The sequence below is a fragment of the Bacillus sanguinis genome (assembly GCF_018332475.1).
Lineage (GTDB): Bacteria > Bacillota > Bacilli > Bacillales > Bacillaceae_G > Bacillus_A > Bacillus_A sanguinis.
This window is the reverse complement of record NZ_BOQB01000053.1, coordinates 1-18,779: the sequence shown is the minus strand read 5'-3', so window position 1 is coordinate 18,779 and position 18,779 is coordinate 1. Positions and strand designations below refer to the sequence as shown.

Annotated in this window: 20 protein-coding genes; 7 read left to right on the top strand and 13 right to left on the bottom strand. The window is 37.2% G+C overall.

Annotation, left to right across the window (positions count from 1 at the left end; genetic code table 11):
• The first annotated feature begins 57 nt into the window (after nt 1-57).
• Nucleotides 58-1,458: a M28 family metallopeptidase gene (locus tag KI369_RS07340; protein ID WP_212955550.1), complete on the top strand. Its 1,401-nt coding sequence runs from the start codon at nt 58-60 to the stop codon at nt 1,456-1,458.
• Nucleotides 1,459-1,606: 148 nt separating this feature from the next.
• A complete protein-coding gene (locus tag KI369_RS07335; RefSeq protein ID WP_212955549.1) occupies nt 1,607-1,981 on the top strand; it encodes a hypothetical protein in 375 nt (124 codons plus the stop codon).
• Nucleotides 1,982-2,007: 26 nt separating this feature from the next.
• Here the strand turns inward: KI369_RS07335 and KI369_RS07330 are convergent, their stop codons facing one another.
• From KI369_RS07330 to KI369_RS07310, 5 genes are all read right to left on the bottom strand, one after another.
• Nucleotides 2,008-2,679, bottom strand: a complete 672-nt coding sequence (locus KI369_RS07330; protein ID WP_212955548.1) for an anti-sigma factor — start codon at nt 2,677-2,679, stop codon at nt 2,008-2,010.
• Nucleotides 2,663-2,977: an anti-sigma factor gene (locus tag KI369_RS07325; protein WP_212955547.1), complete on the bottom strand. Its 315-nt coding sequence runs from the start codon at nt 2,975-2,977 to the stop codon at nt 2,663-2,665. Before KI369_RS07325 ends, KI369_RS07330 begins: the two co-directional genes overlap by 17 nt.
• Nucleotides 2,964-3,491 (bottom strand): RNA polymerase sigma factor, encoded by a 528-nt coding sequence (locus tag KI369_RS07320; protein ID WP_212955546.1) that lies wholly within the window; start codon nt 3,489-3,491, stop codon nt 2,964-2,966. Before KI369_RS07320 ends, KI369_RS07325 begins: the two co-directional genes overlap by 14 nt.
• Before the next feature lie 147 nt (nt 3,492-3,638).
• A complete protein-coding gene (gene argS / locus KI369_RS07315; protein ID WP_212955545.1) occupies nt 3,639-5,309 on the bottom strand; it encodes an arginine--tRNA ligase in 1,671 nt (556 codons plus the stop codon).
• Nucleotides 5,309-5,746, bottom strand: coding sequence for a YwiB family protein (locus tag KI369_RS07310; protein WP_212955544.1), 438 nt, complete (start codon nt 5,744-5,746; stop codon nt 5,309-5,311). The genes argS and KI369_RS07310 overlap by 1 nt, the downstream gene beginning before the upstream one ends.
• 202 nt (nt 5,747-5,948) lie before the next feature.
• Here KI369_RS07310 and KI369_RS07305 point away from each other — a divergent pair, with 202 nt between their 5' ends.
• Nucleotides 5,949-6,935, top strand: coding sequence for a S66 family peptidase (locus KI369_RS07305; protein ID WP_212955543.1), 987 nt, complete (start codon nt 5,949-5,951; stop codon nt 6,933-6,935).
• 25 nt (nt 6,936-6,960) lie between these two features.
• Here KI369_RS07305 and KI369_RS07300 read toward each other — a convergent pair whose 3' ends face one another.
• Nucleotides 6,961-7,323 carry a YxeA family protein gene (locus KI369_RS07300; protein WP_212955542.1) on the bottom strand — a complete coding sequence of 121 codons (363 nt, stop codon included), beginning with the start codon at nt 7,321-7,323 and terminating at the stop codon, nt 6,961-6,963.
• 233 nt (nt 7,324-7,556) lie between these two features.
• Here KI369_RS07300 and KI369_RS07295 point away from each other — a divergent pair, with 233 nt between their 5' ends.
• Nucleotides 7,557-8,594 carry a PTS sugar transporter subunit IIC gene (locus tag KI369_RS07295; RefSeq protein ID WP_212955541.1) on the top strand — a complete coding sequence of 346 codons (1,038 nt, stop codon included), beginning with the start codon at nt 7,557-7,559 and terminating at the stop codon, nt 8,592-8,594.
• Between the two features lie 490 nt (nt 8,595-9,084).
• Here KI369_RS07295 and speB read toward each other — a convergent pair whose 3' ends face one another.
• The 4 genes from speB to KI369_RS07275 all read right to left on the bottom strand — a co-directional run bounded on the left by speB (nt 9,085) and on the right by KI369_RS07275 (nt 12,766).
• Nucleotides 9,085-9,957 (bottom strand): agmatinase, encoded by an 873-nt coding sequence (gene speB / locus KI369_RS07290; protein ID WP_001209831.1) that lies wholly within the window; start codon nt 9,955-9,957, stop codon nt 9,085-9,087.
• 219 nt (nt 9,958-10,176) lie between these two features.
• Nucleotides 10,177-11,004: a polyamine aminopropyltransferase gene (gene speE / locus KI369_RS07285; RefSeq protein ID WP_000424696.1), complete on the bottom strand. Its 828-nt coding sequence runs from the start codon at nt 11,002-11,004 to the stop codon at nt 10,177-10,179.
• 185 nt (nt 11,005-11,189) lie between these two features.
• Nucleotides 11,190-12,353 carry an MFS transporter gene (locus tag KI369_RS07280; protein ID WP_212955540.1) on the bottom strand — a complete coding sequence of 388 codons (1,164 nt, stop codon included), beginning with the start codon at nt 12,351-12,353 and terminating at the stop codon, nt 11,190-11,192.
• Between the two features lie 5 nt (nt 12,354-12,358).
• Nucleotides 12,359-12,766, bottom strand: coding sequence for a MerR family transcriptional regulator (locus KI369_RS07275; protein WP_212955539.1), 408 nt, complete (start codon nt 12,764-12,766; stop codon nt 12,359-12,361).
• Nucleotides 12,767-12,918: 152 nt separating this feature from the next.
• Between KI369_RS07275 and KI369_RS07270 the strand changes: the two genes are divergently transcribed.
• Together KI369_RS07270 and KI369_RS07265 are read left to right on the top strand one after the other, a co-directional pair.
• Nucleotides 12,919-13,644: a glycerophosphodiester phosphodiesterase gene (locus tag KI369_RS07270; protein ID WP_212955538.1), complete on the top strand. Its 726-nt coding sequence runs from the start codon at nt 12,919-12,921 to the stop codon at nt 13,642-13,644.
• Nucleotides 13,645-13,743: 99 nt separating this feature from the next.
• Nucleotides 13,744-15,795 (top strand): transglycosylase domain-containing protein, encoded by a 2,052-nt coding sequence (locus tag KI369_RS07265; protein WP_212955537.1) that lies wholly within the window; start codon nt 13,744-13,746, stop codon nt 15,793-15,795.
• 33 nt (nt 15,796-15,828) lie between these two features.
• Here the strand turns inward: KI369_RS07265 and KI369_RS07260 are convergent, their stop codons facing one another.
• Nucleotides 15,829-16,338: a YwhD family protein gene (locus KI369_RS07260; RefSeq protein WP_144614861.1), complete on the bottom strand. Its 510-nt coding sequence runs from the start codon at nt 16,336-16,338 to the stop codon at nt 15,829-15,831.
• A 25-nt stretch (nt 16,339-16,363) separates the two neighbouring features.
• Entirely contained in the window at nt 16,364-17,038 is a 675-nt protein-coding gene (locus KI369_RS07255; protein ID WP_212955536.1) for a site-2 protease family protein, read from the bottom strand.
• A gap of 111 nt (nt 17,039-17,149) precedes the next feature.
• Between KI369_RS07255 and thmT the strand changes: the two genes are divergently transcribed.
• Nucleotides 17,150-17,335 (top strand): 2-hydroxymuconate tautomerase, encoded by a 186-nt coding sequence (gene thmT / locus KI369_RS07250; protein WP_001147171.1) that lies wholly within the window; start codon nt 17,150-17,152, stop codon nt 17,333-17,335.
• Nucleotides 17,336-17,374: 39 nt separating this feature from the next.
• Here thmT and KI369_RS07245 read toward each other — a convergent pair whose 3' ends face one another.
• On the bottom strand, nt 17,375-18,679 hold the full coding sequence (locus KI369_RS07245) for an HD domain-containing protein (protein WP_212955535.1): 1,305 nt from the start codon (nt 18,677-18,679) through the stop codon (nt 17,375-17,377).
• Between the last annotated feature and the right edge of the window lie 100 nt (nt 18,680-18,779).

Here is an 18,779-nt window from a genome sequence, read left to right as displayed (position 1 = left end):
GTTGTTATCCGTCTTCTTTTGTCAGTCAGAGAGAATAGAAGAATGGGAGAGGAAAAAATGAAAAAATCTTTGAAACAAAAGATAGTAAGCTCTTTGCTTGCTGTATCACTCGCTGTTAGCTTAGCTCCAATCGGACAAGCCAAAGCTGATTCCACGTCAGAAATCACACAAATTTCACCTATCACAAAACAGGTTGATGCAAGCCGCGCCATCGAACACATTCGTTTCTTATCTGAAACAATTGGTCCTCGCCCTGGTGGGACAAAATCAGAAGAATGGGCTTCCCGCTACGTTGGTATGCAACTTAAATCAATGGGCTATGAAGTAGAATATCAGCCATTTCAAGTGCCTGATCAATACGTTGGCTTTATTGAATCTCCATTATCCACAAAGCGTAATTGGCAAGCTGGCGCTGCTCCTAACGCACTAATTTCTACAGAAGCTATTACAGCTCCTCTTATCTTTGTTCAAGGTGGGACAAAATTAGAGGATATTCCAAATGAAGTAAATGGAAAGATTGTTCTATTTGAAAGAGGAACAACAGTAGCTGACTATAATAAACAAGTTGAAAATGCTGTTAGCAAAGGAGCAAAAGGTGTTCTTTTATACAGTTTAATTGGCGGTCGTGGAAACTACGGACAAACTTTCAATCCCCGTCTAACGAAAAAGCAGTCTGTCCCTGTCTTTGGTCTTGCTTATGCACAAGGAAATGCATTTAAAGAAGAAATCGCTAAAAAAGGAACAACAATTCTTTCCCTAAAAGCGAGACATGAATCTAATTTAACATCATTAAACGTCATCGCTAAAAAGAAACCCAAAAACAGTACAGGTAATGAAAAAGCTGTCGTTGTAAGTTCACACTACGATAGTGTTGTTGGAGCACCTGGAGCAAACGATAATGCTTCTGGTACAGGATTAGTATTAGAGTTAGCTCGTGCTTTTCAAAATGTAGAAACTGATAAAGAAATTCGTTTTATTGCTTTTGGTTCTGAAGAGACTGGCTTACTTGGCTCTGATTATTACGTTAATAGTTTATCCCAAAAAGAACGCGATCGAATTTTAGGTGTCTTTAACGCAGACATGGTCGCAACAAATTACGATAAAGCAAAGAATTTATATGCTATGACGCCTAACGGTTCTCCAAACCTTGTAACAGATGCAGCCTTACAAGCAAGTAAACAATTAAATAATGACCTCGTTCTGCAAGGGAAATTTGGCTCTAGTGATCACGTACCGTTTGCTGAAGTTGGTATTCCTGCAGCTCTATTTATTTGGATGGGTGTCGATAGTTGGAATCCATTAATCTACCATATCGAAAAGGTATATCACACACCTCAGGATAACGTATTTGAGAATATTTCACCTGAACGTATGAAAATGGCACTAGAAGTAATCGGAACTGGTGTTTATAACACTCTTCAAAAACCTGTTACGCAAACAGAACAGAAAGCTGCTTAATCATTTGTAAAAGACCACTGATAAAAATCAGTGGCCTTTTATTGAGAAAAAATATATATGCATAAAAGCATATTTTCTCCTACTCATTATCGTATACAATATTAACTGTAACAAAAACGATTACAACTAATAAGGAGGCTTTTCTACTATGAAAAAAATGATTTTAGCAGGTGCGTTAACTTTAGCAGGAATTACTGGTGCTACCGCGTTTATTCCTGAAACCAAGGTCGCTGCTGCCACTCAGGAACAAAGCTTTACAAAATTTTATTCTTTGCAAACTGGAGGTAGTTCTGAACAAGAACCTATTTTCCTTCAAAAAGGGCAAGAGCTAACAATTCAACCTAACAGTAAAACTCCTAGTTACAGTGTTTATGACTCAAATCATAACCTTATTGGACGTTATTCTGATGGTTACGGCCGAATTTTCACTGCAAAAACAGATGGAAATATGTACGTTCAATTTCATGCACCTTTCGTTTACTACAGTCCTGTGAGCTTTTCTGTTTCTTATACTATTCAATAGAAAAGAGGCCCTTTACAGGGCCTCTTTTATTTCTCTTCCCAATTTACTTTTACAAATCCATCTTTCACCATTACACCACTTATATTCAATACGTATTTTTCATTTGCTTTCAACGTAACTGTAAAAGTACCGTTTTTCGATTCACAGATTTCCTTTAATTCACTTATACCTTCTCCTTGTCTTTCATACACACTAAAGCATAAGTTCCCTCTTTTTGCATCTGTCTCATAAGAAAATGTCACTTCTGTATCCTTTTCATACTGAAGTTCAATATCTTTACCGGCAATATCCCATGATGAGAATTTTGCCTCGTAACTTGTCTCCCCTTGCTTCTCATTTTCTAAATATATATCACCAGCTCTCCATGCATCATCTAACGTTTGTGCAAAAGTAAAGCCACTAAGTAATACAAACATTGTACTTGCCAATATCGCAACTAATGTTATCCTCTGCTTCTTAACAAAATTCATCTTATATTCTCCTTCAACTTTCTTTTTACTTCTTCTCACCATGTATAATAAAAATCCGATAAAGAATGGCAATATAACTGCTAAAACACTCCATCCTTTACTCATTTGATGTGCTTTAGCATCTGTATATACCCATGATGCAACACATATTAAAAGTGCTATAAAAGCTACAAGCATTGTCACTCCTGCTACTTCAAATATTACAAACGGATTAACGAACTCTTTCATGTAATTTATACTCCTTCTTTAAAAATGACTGTATTACAACATATATCGGAATGTATACATGCATCATAATCACAATTGCTACCAACATAGAGATTTTATGATCCAAATGAGTGACAAATTGTTCTATAACAAATGTTAACAAAACAATCCAAATGGCGTGAATACAAATCATCCACCTCTTCTCTAGTTTCTGAGCCTTTCGTACGCCTTGCTTCGTATTATTTATTAACTCTTCGCTTGGAATTACCTTTCCTGCTAAGCTGCTCTTTATCATCTGATCAAATTTATCTTCCTTCATGAACGAACCCCTCCAAATGTTCTCGCATTTGCTTCTTCGCGTAATTAAGACGATATTTCACCGTACCAATCGGTATATTTAATATTTCGCTCATTTCTTTGTAAGAATATTGTTCATAGTAGTAGAGTACGAGCACGGTTTTATATTTTTCATTCAATAACTGTATAACTTCCTGTATCATTTCCGCTTCCACTTTTTGAATAAATTCTTCTGATATATTCACTTCATCTGCGAAATCTATTTCTCCACCATCTTCTTTATGAAACAAATCCAATACGCGATCTTTCCATCTTTTCTTTTTACGATAAAAATCATAAAACGTACGAACACAAATTGTAGTAATCCACTTTTTATAATTCTCCACGTAAGAAAGTTGGTCTCGTGATGAAAAAACTTTTATCCACGTCTCTTGAAAAATATCTTCCGCATCTTCTTTTGTTTTCGCTAATTTATAACATAGGGAATATATTTGCTGCTTATATATATCAATTAATTCTTCTACCTTCTCTTCCATCTTCAACCTCCTGTCATTTATATAAGACGACGCAACTTATCCTTTTGTTTGAAAAAAATTTTTTTATTATTTCCATATAAAAAGGCAATCACAACATCGTGTGATTGCCTTTTACCGAAAGCGAAAAATCGGCTCCGCTTTTCTTAATTACATTTTTTCTGGTGCAGATACTCCTACGATTGCTAATGCGTTTTGAAGTGTAGTGCGTACTGCTTTCATTAACTCGTAGCGAGCTTTACTTAATTCTACGTTATCTTGATTTAATACTTTTTCTGCATTGTAGAAACTGTGTAATGCTGCTGCTAATTCAAATGCATAGTTTGTAATGCGGTGTGGTAGACGTTTTTGCGCTGCATCCGCAACTACTGCTGGGAATTCACCAAGTTTTTTCAGTAACTCTACTTCTTTCTCAGAAGTAACAAGTTTATAGTTCACATCTCCGCCTGTAGCTAATCCTAACTCTTCACCTTGACGAAGGATACTGCATACACGAGCATGTGCATATTGTGCATAGTAAACTGGGTTTTCATTAGATTTTGATACAGCTAAGTCCATATCGAAGTCTAAATGAGAATCACCACTACGCATTGCGAAGAAGTAACGCATTGCGTCCACGCCTACTTCTTCCATAAGCTCACGAAGTGTAACTGCTTTACCTGTACGCTTACTCATTTTCATTTTTTCACCATTTTGATACAGTTGCACCATTTGGATGATTTCTACTTCAAGTGTTTCTTTATCGTAACCTAGCGCTTGAATAGCAGCTTTCATACGAGGAATGTAACCGTGGTGGTCAGCACCCCAAATGTTGATTAATTTATCAAAACCACGCTCTAATTTATCACGGTGATACGCGATATCTGGTGTTAAGTATGTGTAAGAACCATCGTTTTTAATTAATACACGGTTTTTATCGTCACCGTAAGTCATTGAACGGAACCAAGTTGCTCCATCTTCTTCAAAGATCTCTTCACGCTCTTTTAATACCGCAAGAGCTTGATCGATTTTTCCGTTTTTATATAATGATGTTTCTGAGAACCATACATCGAATTTAACACGGAAGCTTTCTAAGTCTTTTTGAAGTTTTGCTAGCTCATATTTTAAACCGTACTCACGGTAGAACTCATAGCTTTCTTTTTCATCAGCTTTCGCATAACGATCGCCAAATTCTTCTGCTAAACGTTTACCGATTCCAATGATGTCCGCACCATGGTATCCGTCTTCTGGCATTTCTTTCTCTAATCCTAAAGCTTGCATGTAACGAGCTTCAACAGAAAGAGCTAAGTTATGAATTTGGTTACCAGCGTCATTAATGTAGTACTCACGAGATACGTCATATCCTGCTTTTGCTAATAGGTTACATAGCGTATCACCTACTGCTGCACCACGTGCATGTCCTAAGTGAAGGTCACCTGTTGGATTCGCAGATACGAACTCAACTTGTACTTTTTCACCTTTACCAGTTTTCGTTTCACCGTAAGCTTCGTCAGCGTTAACGATTGTTGGGATTAAGTCTGTTAAGTAGCTATTATCCATGTAGAAGTTAATGAAACCAGGACCTGCGATTTCAATTTTTTCAATAGAAGCTTTTGCTTTATCGAAGTTTGCAACTAATTCCTCTGCAATCATACGAGGTGCTTTTTTCGCAACGCGTGCAAGTTGCATTGCCATATTTGTAGAGAAGTCACCGTTTGTTTTATCTTTTGGAGATTCTAATACAACGTTTGGAATCTGTTCTTCTGTCGCTAATTCTGCCTTTAATACAGCAGCTTGAATTTCTTCTTTAATTAATCCTTTTACTTGTTCTAAAGAATTCATTATTTTGCCTCCTTCAAATTAAGTGTAATTGTATATCTGCCAGCTTCTTGTTCACTTAGAAGCAATGCGTACGTTAAGAAGAGTTGTCCTTTTTTCTTTTCATCCGACCATTTAAAAAGAACGTTATCAGTTTTCGTTTGCAATGCAAACGTACCAAGTTCACTCGTATACGTACCAGTTGTCCATTCACCCTTCACATGCGTTTGACGCATTGAAACAGCACCTGAACGCATAATGAGAACTTGTTCACCTTGAATTTTAATAATTGTTTTCACTTCGCCCTGTTCGTTCGGCTCTTGGAATGTTACATATGTACTTTGACCTTTTACATAGTATTGACCATTTGCTTCAAAAGCAACGGTTTCCTTCCTCGCCCCTTCACGGATTTCTGTTACGAAATGAACGTGTACCGGCAAGCCTGCAAGTTGTTTCTCCACGTCTTGCACACCTTTCAAATGTTATAGATATTAAATAATGTATATAATAAATCACTTTTCCTATCATATCAAAAAAAACCTCTGTCTGTCTGCTGAAAAATCAGGAAAACTCCATTTCAAAAAATAATTCACTTTCACTTTATTTCATATGATAAAATATTTTTTAAATCTAAATATTCTTTCATTTAAAGGGGTGAGTTATATGCTACCAACAAAATTGAAAAAAGGTGATGAAATTAGAGTTATTTCACCATCTTGTAGTTTAAGTATTGTCTCAAATACGAACCAAGAGCTTGCTATAAAAAGATTAACTGACATGGGCTTTCAAGTTACATTCTCAACATATGCTGATGAGATAGATCAATTCGCTTCCTCTTCTATTTCTTCACGCGTTCAAGATCTCCACGAAGCATTTAAAGACCCAAATGTAAAAGCTATTTTGACGACACTTGGTGGATACAATTCTAACGGTTTATTAAAACATCTCAATTACGATTTAATTCGAGAAAATCCCAAATTTTTCTGTGGCTATTCTGATATCACTGCTTTAAATAATGCAATTTATACAAAAACAGGACTTGTTACATATTCAGGACCCCACTTCTCTTCATTTGGAATGAAAAAAGGTCTCGAGTATACAACCGATTACTTTTTAAAATGCTTAACTTCTAATGAGCCTATTGAAATCCTACCATCTGAAACATGGAGCGATGATTCTTGGTACATCGATCAGGAAAATCGAGAATTCATAAAAAATGAAGGATATGTTGCAATTCACGAAGGCGAAGCAACTGGAGAAATTATCGGTGGTAATATGAGCACATTGAATTTACTACAAGGTACACCATATATGCCGAATTTACAGGATAAAATTTTATTTCTTGAAGAGGATAGTTTAACTGGAACAGCTACCCTTAAAACTTTTGATCGTTATTTACATTCCCTTATGCAACAGCCAGATTTTGAGTGCATAAAGGGCATCGTCATAGGAAAGATGCAAAAAGGTGCAGAATGTACGATAGAAGACATTCAAGAAATGATCGCTTCAAAACCTGAACTTGCACATATCCCTATCATCGCAAACGTAAGTTTCGGGCATACAACCCCGATTTTCACTTTCCCAATTGGTGGACGTGCCAAAATCATTTCTAACAAAGAAAAGACATCTATCACCATTTTAACGCACTAAAAAAGGAGCGCATGAGTCGCTCCTTTTATGGTTTTTCGATTTTTTCCAATGCTTTTTGCGGAATTGATTCTTTTGAGATTTCAGCCCATCCTTTTCCTTGCATACCTTTTGCATAAATTTTTATAAATGCCCCCGTATGCAATTCACGGTTCATCATTCTTTTCACAACTTGTAACTTTCCGTCTTCTGTATATCCTTTAAATGTATACAAGTATTCTCCATCTTTTTTCTCACCTTTATCTATAATCGCATAATAATCTTGTATTTCTTTATTTGAAAAGAAGTTGTCTACAAAAGCATGTACACCTTCTGTTTTTGTGTTCAAATAATACGCTGTTCCACCTAAAATGATGGCAAATACAACTAAAACTTTAATTACCAATTTCATACATGCGCCTCCTGTTTGCACTTCTTTTTCTCTAGTCCTATATCTATACTTGTATTATACGAAAAATGACATACTATACTCTATCGAAACACCTTACACTTTCCTTACATTATTGTAAGGCATTTTCACCTTATAGCAATTTCCCAATAAAAAATTTTCCGTTTCATGAACTTTTATATTATTATTGAATGATACAAATTTTTATTACAAAAATCAAAGGAGACAGTTTTCAAATGGCTATCTTGCAAGGTTTAGCACTATTACTTGTTGTACTTTGTCTATTTACACTTTTTAGTTACCGTGCTCCTTACGGCATGAAAGCAATGGGTGCTTTAGCTAATGCAGCAATCGCAAGTTTTCTTATTGAAGCATTTCATCGTTATATCGGTGGAGAAATGTTTCATAATGACTTTTTACAATCAGTAGGAGAAGCTTCTGGTAGTATGAGCGGTGTTGCAGCGGCAATTTTAGTCGCACTAGCAATCGGTGTTTCACCCGTATATGCTGTTTTAATCGGTATCGCTACTAGTGGTTTCGGTATTTTACCAGGATTTTTCGCTGGATACGTTTGCGCTTTCGTCGTGAAATTTATCGAGAAAAAATTACCAGCTGGTGTAGAGTTTTTAGCAATTTTATTTATTGCTGCACCAATTTCACGCGGAATGGCCATGCTTATGGATCCGCTCGTAAATGCAACACTCGGTAAAATCGGTTCTATGATTTCAGTTGCAACTACTGAAAGTCCTATCATTATGGGTATTATGCTTGGTGGATTAATAACAGTTATCTCTACCTCTCCATTAAGTTCTATGGCACTAACTGCAATGCTTGGATTAACAGGTTTACCAATGGCAATTGGTAGTCTTGCCGTAGCAGCCTCAGCCCCGATGAACTTTATTTTCTTTAAGCGACTAAAAATTTGTTCAAAGAAAGATACAATCGCTGTAGCAATCGAGCCTTTAACACAAGCCGATGTTGTTTCAGCAAATCCAATTCCAATTTATGCGACAAACTTCGTTGGCGGTGCACTTGCTGGTATTATTACATCTCTCTTCCAGCTCGTTAATAACGCACCAGGAACAGCATCACCAATCCCTGGACTTCTTGTCTTATTCGGATTTAATGACGTTGTAAAAGTAACAATTGCTGCTGTATTATGTGGAATCGTTACCACTATTGTTGGATATATCGGATCGGTCATATTCCGCAAATACCCAATCCGTTCTGCTGATGAAATTCGCGGCATTCCTTCGGAAGAGAAGGTTGCATAAGAAAAAGAGCTATTCTCATCGTTTGAGAATAGCTCTTTTTTTGGGTTGTACGATGATAAATGAAATTATATCGACGATTTTTTAAATATATCGACAAAATAAGAGCCCCTATTCATATAGAGGGCTCTTATTTTATCCAGCTACGGCAGCTAGAATCTCTGGCCACTTCATACTCTCGGTCTGCGCCAAAAGCGCTTCTCAGTCGAGCGTTCCAATGACCTGCGATTCTCAGCCAGCTGCCTCCGCTTTTATGCTATCGAGTTACGTCTCCTAGCCCCTTGCGTCTAAGAACCTTCCCTGCCAAAAGGTAAAAAACACCTTTTGCAGGAAAGAACCTTAGTCACCGGGTCTAAACAGTCGGCTTCACTTTTATTTTATCTAGCTGCATCGGCTAGAATGATCGGTGGCTTCGCTTCTTCCTTCGAGGCAAAAAACGCCTCTATGTCTGAAGCTCCATCCCCCTCACATTCTGAGCAAGCCGATTCCGCTTTTACTTCACCCAACCGAGCAGCATTTCCCGCACGAATTTGCTTGCTGCGACTGGTGTTTGATCACTATGGTCGTAGACAGGAGCTACTTCTACTAAGTCTGCTCCAACTACATTTATATTTGAATTTGCAATTGCTACGATGGAATCTAATAATTCTTTAGATGTGATACCTCCAGCTTCTAATGTTCCTGTTCCAGGAGCGTGAGCTGGGTCTAATACGTCAATGTCAATTGTGACATAGACTGGGCGTCCTGCAAGTTTCGGTAATACTTCTTTTAACGGTTCTAATACGTCAAATTTATATAAGTTCATACCTACTTCTTTTGCCCATTCGAATTCTTCCTTCATTCCAGAACGAATACCGAAAGAATATACGTTTTCCGGACCAATTAAATCGCACACTTTACGAATAGGTGTAGAGTGGGATAAAGGCTCCCCTTCATACGACTCACGTAAATCAGTATGAGCATCCATATGGATGATTGCTAAATCCGGATATTTTTTTGCCATTGCCTTAAAAATTGGCCAAGACACTAAGTGCTCACCGCCGAGACCTAGTGGAAACTTATCGGCATCTAAAAGTTTTGATACATACTCTTCAATCATGTCTAAACTGCGTTGTGCGTTTCCGAATGGTAATGGGATATCACCCGCATCAAAATATTTTACCTCTTCTAATTCACGATCTAAATATGGGCTATATTCTTCAAGACCGATTGATACTTCACGAATACGTGCAGGGCCAAAGCGAGAACCTGGACGGTAACTTACTGTCCAATCCATAGGCATCCCGTAAATAACTACCTTTGACTCTTCAAAACTTGGATGACTTTTAATAAATACTTTACCTGAATAAGCTTCATCAAAACGCATATTCTTTTCCTCCTTATGTGGAACTTAAGGTATCCCAACCTTTCATTATTTCTCAAATTTGGAGCGAACTGCTCCTCTTTCTCGATTTACCGGTGTCTTCTTTTTTAACAATAAGAAGACGATTTTCTTTACAGGAGTGTAAGTAGCTAGCATGTTCAAGTCTTCTGGACAAACACCTTAAATGAGCTACCTACACTTTATTTGTTCAAACTCGATTTCTTACTTAATTAAATCGCCAACAAATTTCGGTAATGCGAATGCTGCATTGTGTAATTCTTTTGTGTAGTATTTCGTTTCGATTTCGTGGAAACGCTCTTCACTTACTTCTAATGGATCATGTTTTTTAGATCCAATTGTGAACGTCCAAAGACCACTTGGGTAAGTTGGAATGTTCGCTGTGTATAAACGAGTAATTGGGAAAATCTCTTTTACGTCTTTAAACACAGTTGTAATTAGTTCTGGTGTGAACCAAGGGTTGTCCGTTTGTGCAACGAAAATACCGTCTTCTTTTAACGCTTTAGAGATTCCAGCGTAGAATCCTTTTGTAAATAAGTTTACTGCTGGTCCTACTGGTTCAGTAGAATCTACCATAATTACGTCATATTCATTTTCGCTTTCCGCGATGTGTAAGAAACCGTCTCCTACTTTTACTTCTACACGCTCATTGTCTAATGCGCCTGCAATTGATGGTAAGTATTGTTTAGAATACTCAATTACTTTTCCATCGATTTCAACAAGAGTTGCTTTCTTTACGCTTGGGTGTTTTAACACTTCACGAATAACACCGCCATCGCCACCACCTACAACTAATACGTTTTCAGGGTTTGGATGTGTAAATAAAGGTACGTGCGCTACCATTTCATGATAAACGAACTCATCTTTTTCTGTTGTCATAACCATGCCATCTAAAATAAGCATGTTTCCGAACTCTTCCGTTTCAACCATATCAAGCTTTTGGAATTCTGTTTGCTCCGTATGTAATGTGCGGTTAATACGCGCCGTAATCCCAAAATGTTTTGTTTGTTTTTCAGTGAACCATAGTTCCATCGTACAATCACGCCTTTCAATGCAAATTTATAATAGGGACATCATTAATGTCCCCTAACAAAAATAAAACAAAACATCCAAAATGTATAGTTAAAAGTACAAAAATACCGAAAATATATTTTAGTCAGAGGGTTCTAACATATGTGCGGAAGGGTTTGCACCGTAAAAGGAAAGAAAACCCTTTCTTAAGAAAGGGCTTTTCTCTCTACTTCTACCGGCTTTCGAACCGGAATTAAAATCATTACGCAACCGACTAATACAACAATTCCACCGACTAAAAATGGACTTTGCGGTGAAACAGTATGACCAATAATTCCTGATAAAATCGGAGCAATTGCGCCACCTAGCCAACGAACGAAATTATAAACACCTGATGTAACAGATCTTTCATAAGGTGAAATATCCATTACATAACTTGTAAATAATGCATTATTTAATCCAGATGCTAATCCTGATAGAACAATTAATACAATTTGTAACCACATAACTTTCACGAAGAATAGCGCGATTAAGAAAAGAGCAAATACAAGTAAACTACCTTTCAACAATGCTTTCGGTTCATATTTACCTTCTAACTGATGGGCTAAAATTGCAGAACCGTAAGCTAACGCGAGTCCCCATCCGCAAAATACAAATCCTAATTGAATAGCAGATAAATGCATAATAAGTGGTGAATATGCCAACACAACGAAAAATCCGTAGTAGTATAACATTCCTGAAATCGCACCTTGCATAAACGGTTTATACTTCACTAGGTTAAGTAATTCCCCTACGCCCGCCGCTTTACGCTTCACTTTTCGCTCTGGTTCTTTCACAAAAAAGAAAACTAAAATAAATGCTAAGAAAATTAAAATACTCGTCGCAAAAAATGGGTACCGCCAAGAATATCCACCTAATATACCGCCTAATAACGGTCCACCCGCCATACCTAAGCCGATAGCTGCTTCATATAATCCTACTGCTTCATGAACTTCTTTACTTAATGCAATCAATAATGTCATCGCCGTTGCGAAGAACATCGCATTTCCTAGTCCCCATCCAGCACGGAAAAGAGATAATTGAGCAATCGTTTGCGATATACCGCATATAAACGCAAATACAGTTACGATCGCAAGACCAATTGTCATCATTCGTTTATCACCAAATCTTGATGCAAATATACCGGCTGGTAACATCATAATTGCCATCGTTAAAATGTATGCTGTAAATAACATCTCTACTTGCCAATGCGTTGCACCGATTTTTTCAGCAATAATCGGCAAAATCGGGTCGACTACCCCTATACCGGAAAAGGCAAGGAAGGTAGCCACCACTGTAATCAATCTCCCTAGTTTTCGTTTGCTCTCCATTTTGATTACTCTCCTTTTGTATTCTCTAAAAATGTCACTGCACGGTGTAAACTATCTTGTAACTCTGCCTTCACGCGCTGCATTTGCTCCATTTTCTCGTCTAGCGTTTGCACTTGTTTTTCAAGCATCTCTTTAATTTCTTGAATCACTTCGCGGTCACGAGGATTCTCACTATTTCTTCTCTGTTCCATTCTTTCTTTTAACGATAAGAAATGTTGCATTTCTTGAAGCGTAATACCTAGCACTTCTTTCGCTTCCACAATCCTTTTAATTCTGGCGATGTCCTCGCCCGTATACAGGCGAATGTTCCCCTCACTACGTTCAGGGGGATGAATTAAACCAATTTCCTCATAATAACGAAGTGTACGTTTTGTTAAACCAACTTGCTTTGTGACTTCATCAATTTTATACATGTTTATTCCTCCCTTCACTCGATTATTACATTTTACGTTAACGTTAACTTTTGTGCAACTGTTAGACTTTTGTAAATGTTTATCCTATTCAATTGTATTTTTCCAAAAGCAGTTTCATAATGAAAGAAAAGAAACGATAAGGAGATTTCCGTATGAATAAACCACTTATTTTCGCTCACCGCGGAGTAAAAGGAACACATCCAGAAAATACGATGATTGCCTTCCAAGAAGCTGAACGCATTGGTGCTCATGGAATTGAGCTTGATGTCCACCTATCAAAAGATGGTGAACTTGTCGTAATCCACGACGAAACAGTCGATCGGACAACAAACGGCATAGGACTTGTTTCTGAAAAAACGGTAGCAGAATTACAAACTTTAGATGCTGGCAGCCATAAAGACCCTTCTTTCCATGAGGCAAAAATCCCAACGTTACGCGAAGTATTCATTTGGCTATCTACAACAAAGTTACAGCTCAACATTGAGTTAAAAACAGATGTTATTCACTATCCAAACATTGAAGAAAAGGCCGTTGCTCTCGTTCGTGAATACCATCTGTCTAATCAAATTGTATTCTCGTCATTTAACCACAACTCTGTTTCATTATTAGCAGAAATAGCTCCTGAAATCCCGAGAGCAATTTTATATGATGTACCACTTGCTGACCCTATTGCTGAAGCAAAAAATAGAGAAGCAACTGGTTTACACCCAAACTTTCAATTATTAACAAAAGAATTTGTTCAACTTGCACAAGATCAAGGGTACATTTTCCGCCCTTATACAATTAACGAATACAAGGATTTACAAACTATGATTGACTATGGCGTAGATGTCATTATTACCGATTGGCCAGCACGTGCCTTTGAGCTCCTTTCTTAATTGAAGGAGCTTTTTGTTTTCAAAATTTCATTGTTTAAAATAACCGAAAACCCTCAATACTAATACAATAATGTTTGTATGAATGAGGGGCTGAAAAAGATGGATCAAACTATGAATCCGAAACTTAAAAAATATAAACGTCTTTTCTTCACCGTAATGTTTTCTTCTGTTCTTTTTTTCGTTTTTTCCTTTTTTATTATTATTATAGTCGCAAAAATTATGGGACCTCCTCCTGTTGCTGTCCCGCAAACGAGTGTCTTTTACGCTAATGATGACACTGTTATAGGACAAAGTAATCAGGTACAAAAACGCTATAATGTATCTCTCAATGAAATTTCTCCTTATGTAAAAGAGGCAACACTATCTATCGAAGATCAACGATTCTACAAACATCATGGCTTTGATATGAAGCGTATTGCTGGTGCCATTGTTGCCGATTTAAAAGCGATGGCAAAAGTCCAAGGTGCTAGTACGATTACACAACAATACGCACGTAATCTGTATTTAGATCATGATAAAACGTGGAAACGTAAACTATTAGAAGCGATGTACACAATCCGCCTTGAAGTAAACTATAATAAAAATCATATTTTAGAAGGATATTTAAATACAATTTATTACGGGCATGGTGCTTACGGAATCGAAGCTGCGTCTCGTCTATATTTCGATAAAACAGCAAAAGAATTAACACTAGCGGAGGCTAGTATGCTCGCAGGTATCCCGAAAGGACCTAGTGTCTACTCTCCCTTTTTAAAAGAGGATCGTGCGAAAGGACGACAATCTCTCATATTAGATGAAATGGTAGAACAAGGTTATATTACGAAGAAACAAGCATCTTCAGCGAAGAAAGAGCCACTAACTTTCGCCTCATTAGATACAAAAAAGGCGGCGGAGGTTGCACCTTATTTCCAAGATGCTGTGCAAGCTTCTCTTCTTCGTGATATCGGATTAGATGAACAAGCCTTACAAAAAGGTGGTTTGCGTATTTATACAACGCTAGACCCTAAATTACAATCGGTCGCAGAACAAGCTGTAAAAGATCACATACCTGACACAACAAACATACAAACTGCTCTCGTCTCTATGAATCCAAAAACAGGTGAAGTAGCTGCCCTTGTTGGTGGAACTGATTATAATACAAGTCAATTTAACAGGGCTACACAAGCCGCTCGCCAGCCCGGCTCTACATTTAAGCCATTCCTATATTATGCGGCATTAGAACGAGGATTTACGCCTGCTACGCGCTTAAAAAGCGAATACACTGTATTTACTTTAGGGGACGGTGTTTCAAAGTATAAGCCGAAAAACTATAAAGACTATTATGCAGATGATTTTGTAACAATGGCGCAAGCTCTTGCGGTCTCTGATAACGTATATGCCGTGAAGACCAATTTATTTTTAGGGGACGATATTCTTACAAAAACGGCGAAACAATTCGGAATTAAGAGTGCATTAAAGGACGTCCCTTCCCTTGCTCTCGGTACGTCCCCTGTAAAACCAATTGAAATGGTTAACGCTTATAGCATGTTCGCAAACGGTGGAAAAGAAGTAAAACCGATTTTCATTCGCCGCATTATGGATCATGAAGGAAATATGTTATACGATGCTCATTTAGAGAGTAAACAAATTCTCGATAAGAGCAAAGCGTTTGTGATGGAAGAAATGATGACGGGCATGTTTAATAAAAAGCTAAGCAGTTACGCTGCTGTAACTGGTCAATCGATGTTATCTAAACTATCACGAACATATGCCGGGAAATCTGGTTCTACTGAAACAGATAGTTGGATGATTGGTTTTACTCCCCAAATCGTAACTGGTGTATGGGTTGGATATGATCAACCTAAGTCGATTTCAAACGTAGCAGAACAAGGATATGCGAAAAGAATATGGACCGATACGATGGAAAAAGGCTTAGATGGACAACCTAAAAAAGAGTTTAAACAACCAAGTGACGTCGTTGCAGTCGATATTAACCCTGAAAACGGGAAAATCGCTACAAAAAATTGTCCCATTTCAGTTAAAATGTATTTCGCAAAAGGTACAGAACCAACTGAATATTGTATGGATCATGTCGATGATAAAGAGGACTTTGAAAAGACAACTGAAGAAAAGAAAAAAACAAGTTGGTGGAAAAAATATCTTCCTTGGTAAAAAAATAGCTGACGGACATCCGTCAGCTATTTTTTATTCACTTAATAATGCACGGCGCAATTCTTCACTAGATTCGTTCCAAATCGCTTCATTATGTTCTTTCAAGAACGTACCAAGTACTTTTTTAGATGATTCATCCATATGGTCAACCATAATGTGACGCTTCATTGATTTATCCATTTTGTTTACGTGCTCTGGAAGTGATTTATATCCGCGGCGAATTTCACGGTCAACTGTCATTTCACAAGCTGTTACACCTGCATAATAAGCACCTGTCGCAGTTCTTTCAATCGTTACCCACACAAGCCAAAATGGTTTTCCGTTTGGAACTTCATCTTTATTTGTTAAAAACTTAATACCTTTCTCGACTGTACTACGCGCATGCATCGCACCGATATCAACAAATGCTGTTTTCTCTAGTACATCGACAAATACAGGTGAAATGTTTTCTAGGCTTAATGACCCAACGCCAAAACCACCATGTCCATCTGTTGAATCATTTTTCACGATATTAAAACCGATTTTTTTCTTTTTCTCTGTCATATGTAAAGTCCTCCTCGCTTAATGATCATATAAGGCCAAAAATAGGCGCAATGATACTGTCTAAAAATACAAATACATATGGAATGACAACATTAAAAATAGGCTGGATTGTGTAATTGCTAAGCGGTGTAATAACAAGAATTAATAACGCTATCGCTCCATACTTTTCATACTGTGTCATTTTCGCACGAATATTTGTTGGTGCTAAGTCCTCCACGACGCGATATCCATCAAGTGGCGGGATTGGTAATAAGTTAAAGACAAGTAAAACGATATTCAACATAATAAAAATCTGGAAAAATTGAGCTAACGTATCTGCTACTGCAGATGGAATTGAGTATAATACGCCAAATTTTAATAAGCTATACCAAATAATTAAACCGATTGCACTTAGAATTAAGTTACTAATTGGTCCCGCAATAGAAACTAATATTCCTGCAAGACGTGGTCTTTTAAAATTATACGGATTAACTGGTACCGGTCTTGCCCAACCAAAACCAAGGATCAATACAGCAATCATCCCGATAGGATCTAAGTGTGCCATCGGTGATAATGTTAAACGGCCTTGCTTCTTTGCTGTATCGTCTCCAAATTTATATGCAACATATGCATGCGCAAATTCATGCACTGATAAAGCAATAATAATGGCCATTGCTACCAACGGGATTTGGTGCAATGGATATCTAAATAACTGGTCCATACTTCATCTCCTCTTCCATATGTCAAAAAAGAAATTATTTGTTTTTTCGATTGTTCTTCCCCATAATCCGCTATAATAAGAGTGTAACTTACATAAAAGGAGCGATTATATATGCCATACGTAACAGTGAAAATGCTAGAAGGACGCACAGAGGAACAAAAGAAAGCTCTTGCTGAGAAAGTAACAGCAGCAGTAAGCGAAACAACTGGTGCTCCTGAAGAAAACATCGTTGTTTTCATCGAAGAAATGTCTAAAAACCATTATGCAGTTGGCGGAAAACGCTTAAGCGACAAATAATTTCAAGTTCTTTCGTAAGAAGCAGCCCTTAGCTGCTTCTTATTTTTTTCCTTCTAGTAACTCGATGATTCTCTCTTTATATTTTCCTTTTCTTCCATCTTCATAGATTAAATCATGCGGATAGAATAGTTTTTGATCCGTTCTCTTCTTACCAGTAATCGCCTCAACAATATCCGATTCACGTGAAAGCTCTCTAAGCTCCCCATTTGGCATAAGAAGTAAGATTGGCAGACGTTCTTCTTCTTCACCAGCACGGTAAAAGTCGTACGGTAAGTCTGATGTTGAATCAACTACTAAATAGTATTCTGGATCCAGTCCAATCTTTTTAAATAAGCTACTTAACTCCATCCAATTATCTAAACCGTGCTTATCTGTAAACTCTACATATTTAAATAGGTTTCGATTCATAAAACGGCGGCATAAATCACTTAAAATTGGATCTTCTTCGTCTTGCCATACTTGGAAGTAGTAATACATAACGTTCTCGTCTAACTTTAAATAATCCTCTACTGTTACTTCTTCTTCAAATAAAGAATAGAAATGAACAGGATGATTTTTAAATGTATAATACTTCTCATGCAATGATTTCGCACGATGTAAAATCTTCGTTAAAATAACTTCGGCACTTCGAGTTACTGGATGGAAATACACTTGCCAATACATTTGGTAACGACTCATAATATAATGCTCAACAGCATGCATACCACTATTTTTAATAACTACTTGATTGCCGTACGGACGCATGACACGCAGTATACGTTCCATATCAAAGTTTCCATACTTTACGCCAGTGAAATACGCATCTCTTAATAAATAATCCATACGATCTGCATCAATTTGACTGGAAATCATACTAATCGCTAATTTATTAGTAGATGTTTTTGCGATTACATCCGCTACCTTTTGCGGAAAGTCTTTATCCACACGACTTAATACACGATTAATTTCCGTATCTCCAACGATAATCTTTTGTGTAAATTTCTCATGATCTAATGAAAATACTTTTTCAAACGAGTGAGAAAATGGGCCGTGACCGACATCATGAAGTAATGACGCACATAAACATAACAATCTATCTTCAGCATTCCAGTTCGGTCTGCCATCAAACACATCATCAATCATACGACGAATAATTTCATATACACCTAACGAATGAGTAAAGCGACTATGCTCTGCACCGTGAAATGTAAAAAATGTCGTTCCAAGCTGCTTAATACGGCGCAAACGTTGAAATTCTTTCGTTCCGATTAAATCCCAAATAACACGATCGCGCACGTGCACATATTTATGTACCGGGTCTTTAAACACTTTTGTTTCGCTGAGTTTGTCGTTTAAATATACCACCTTCCGACATCCCCCTTTCTTTACTGCATTCTTACTATATATTATAAACGAAATAGGAAACAGAAAGAAATGAAAGACTATATTAATTGCCCTTATATAA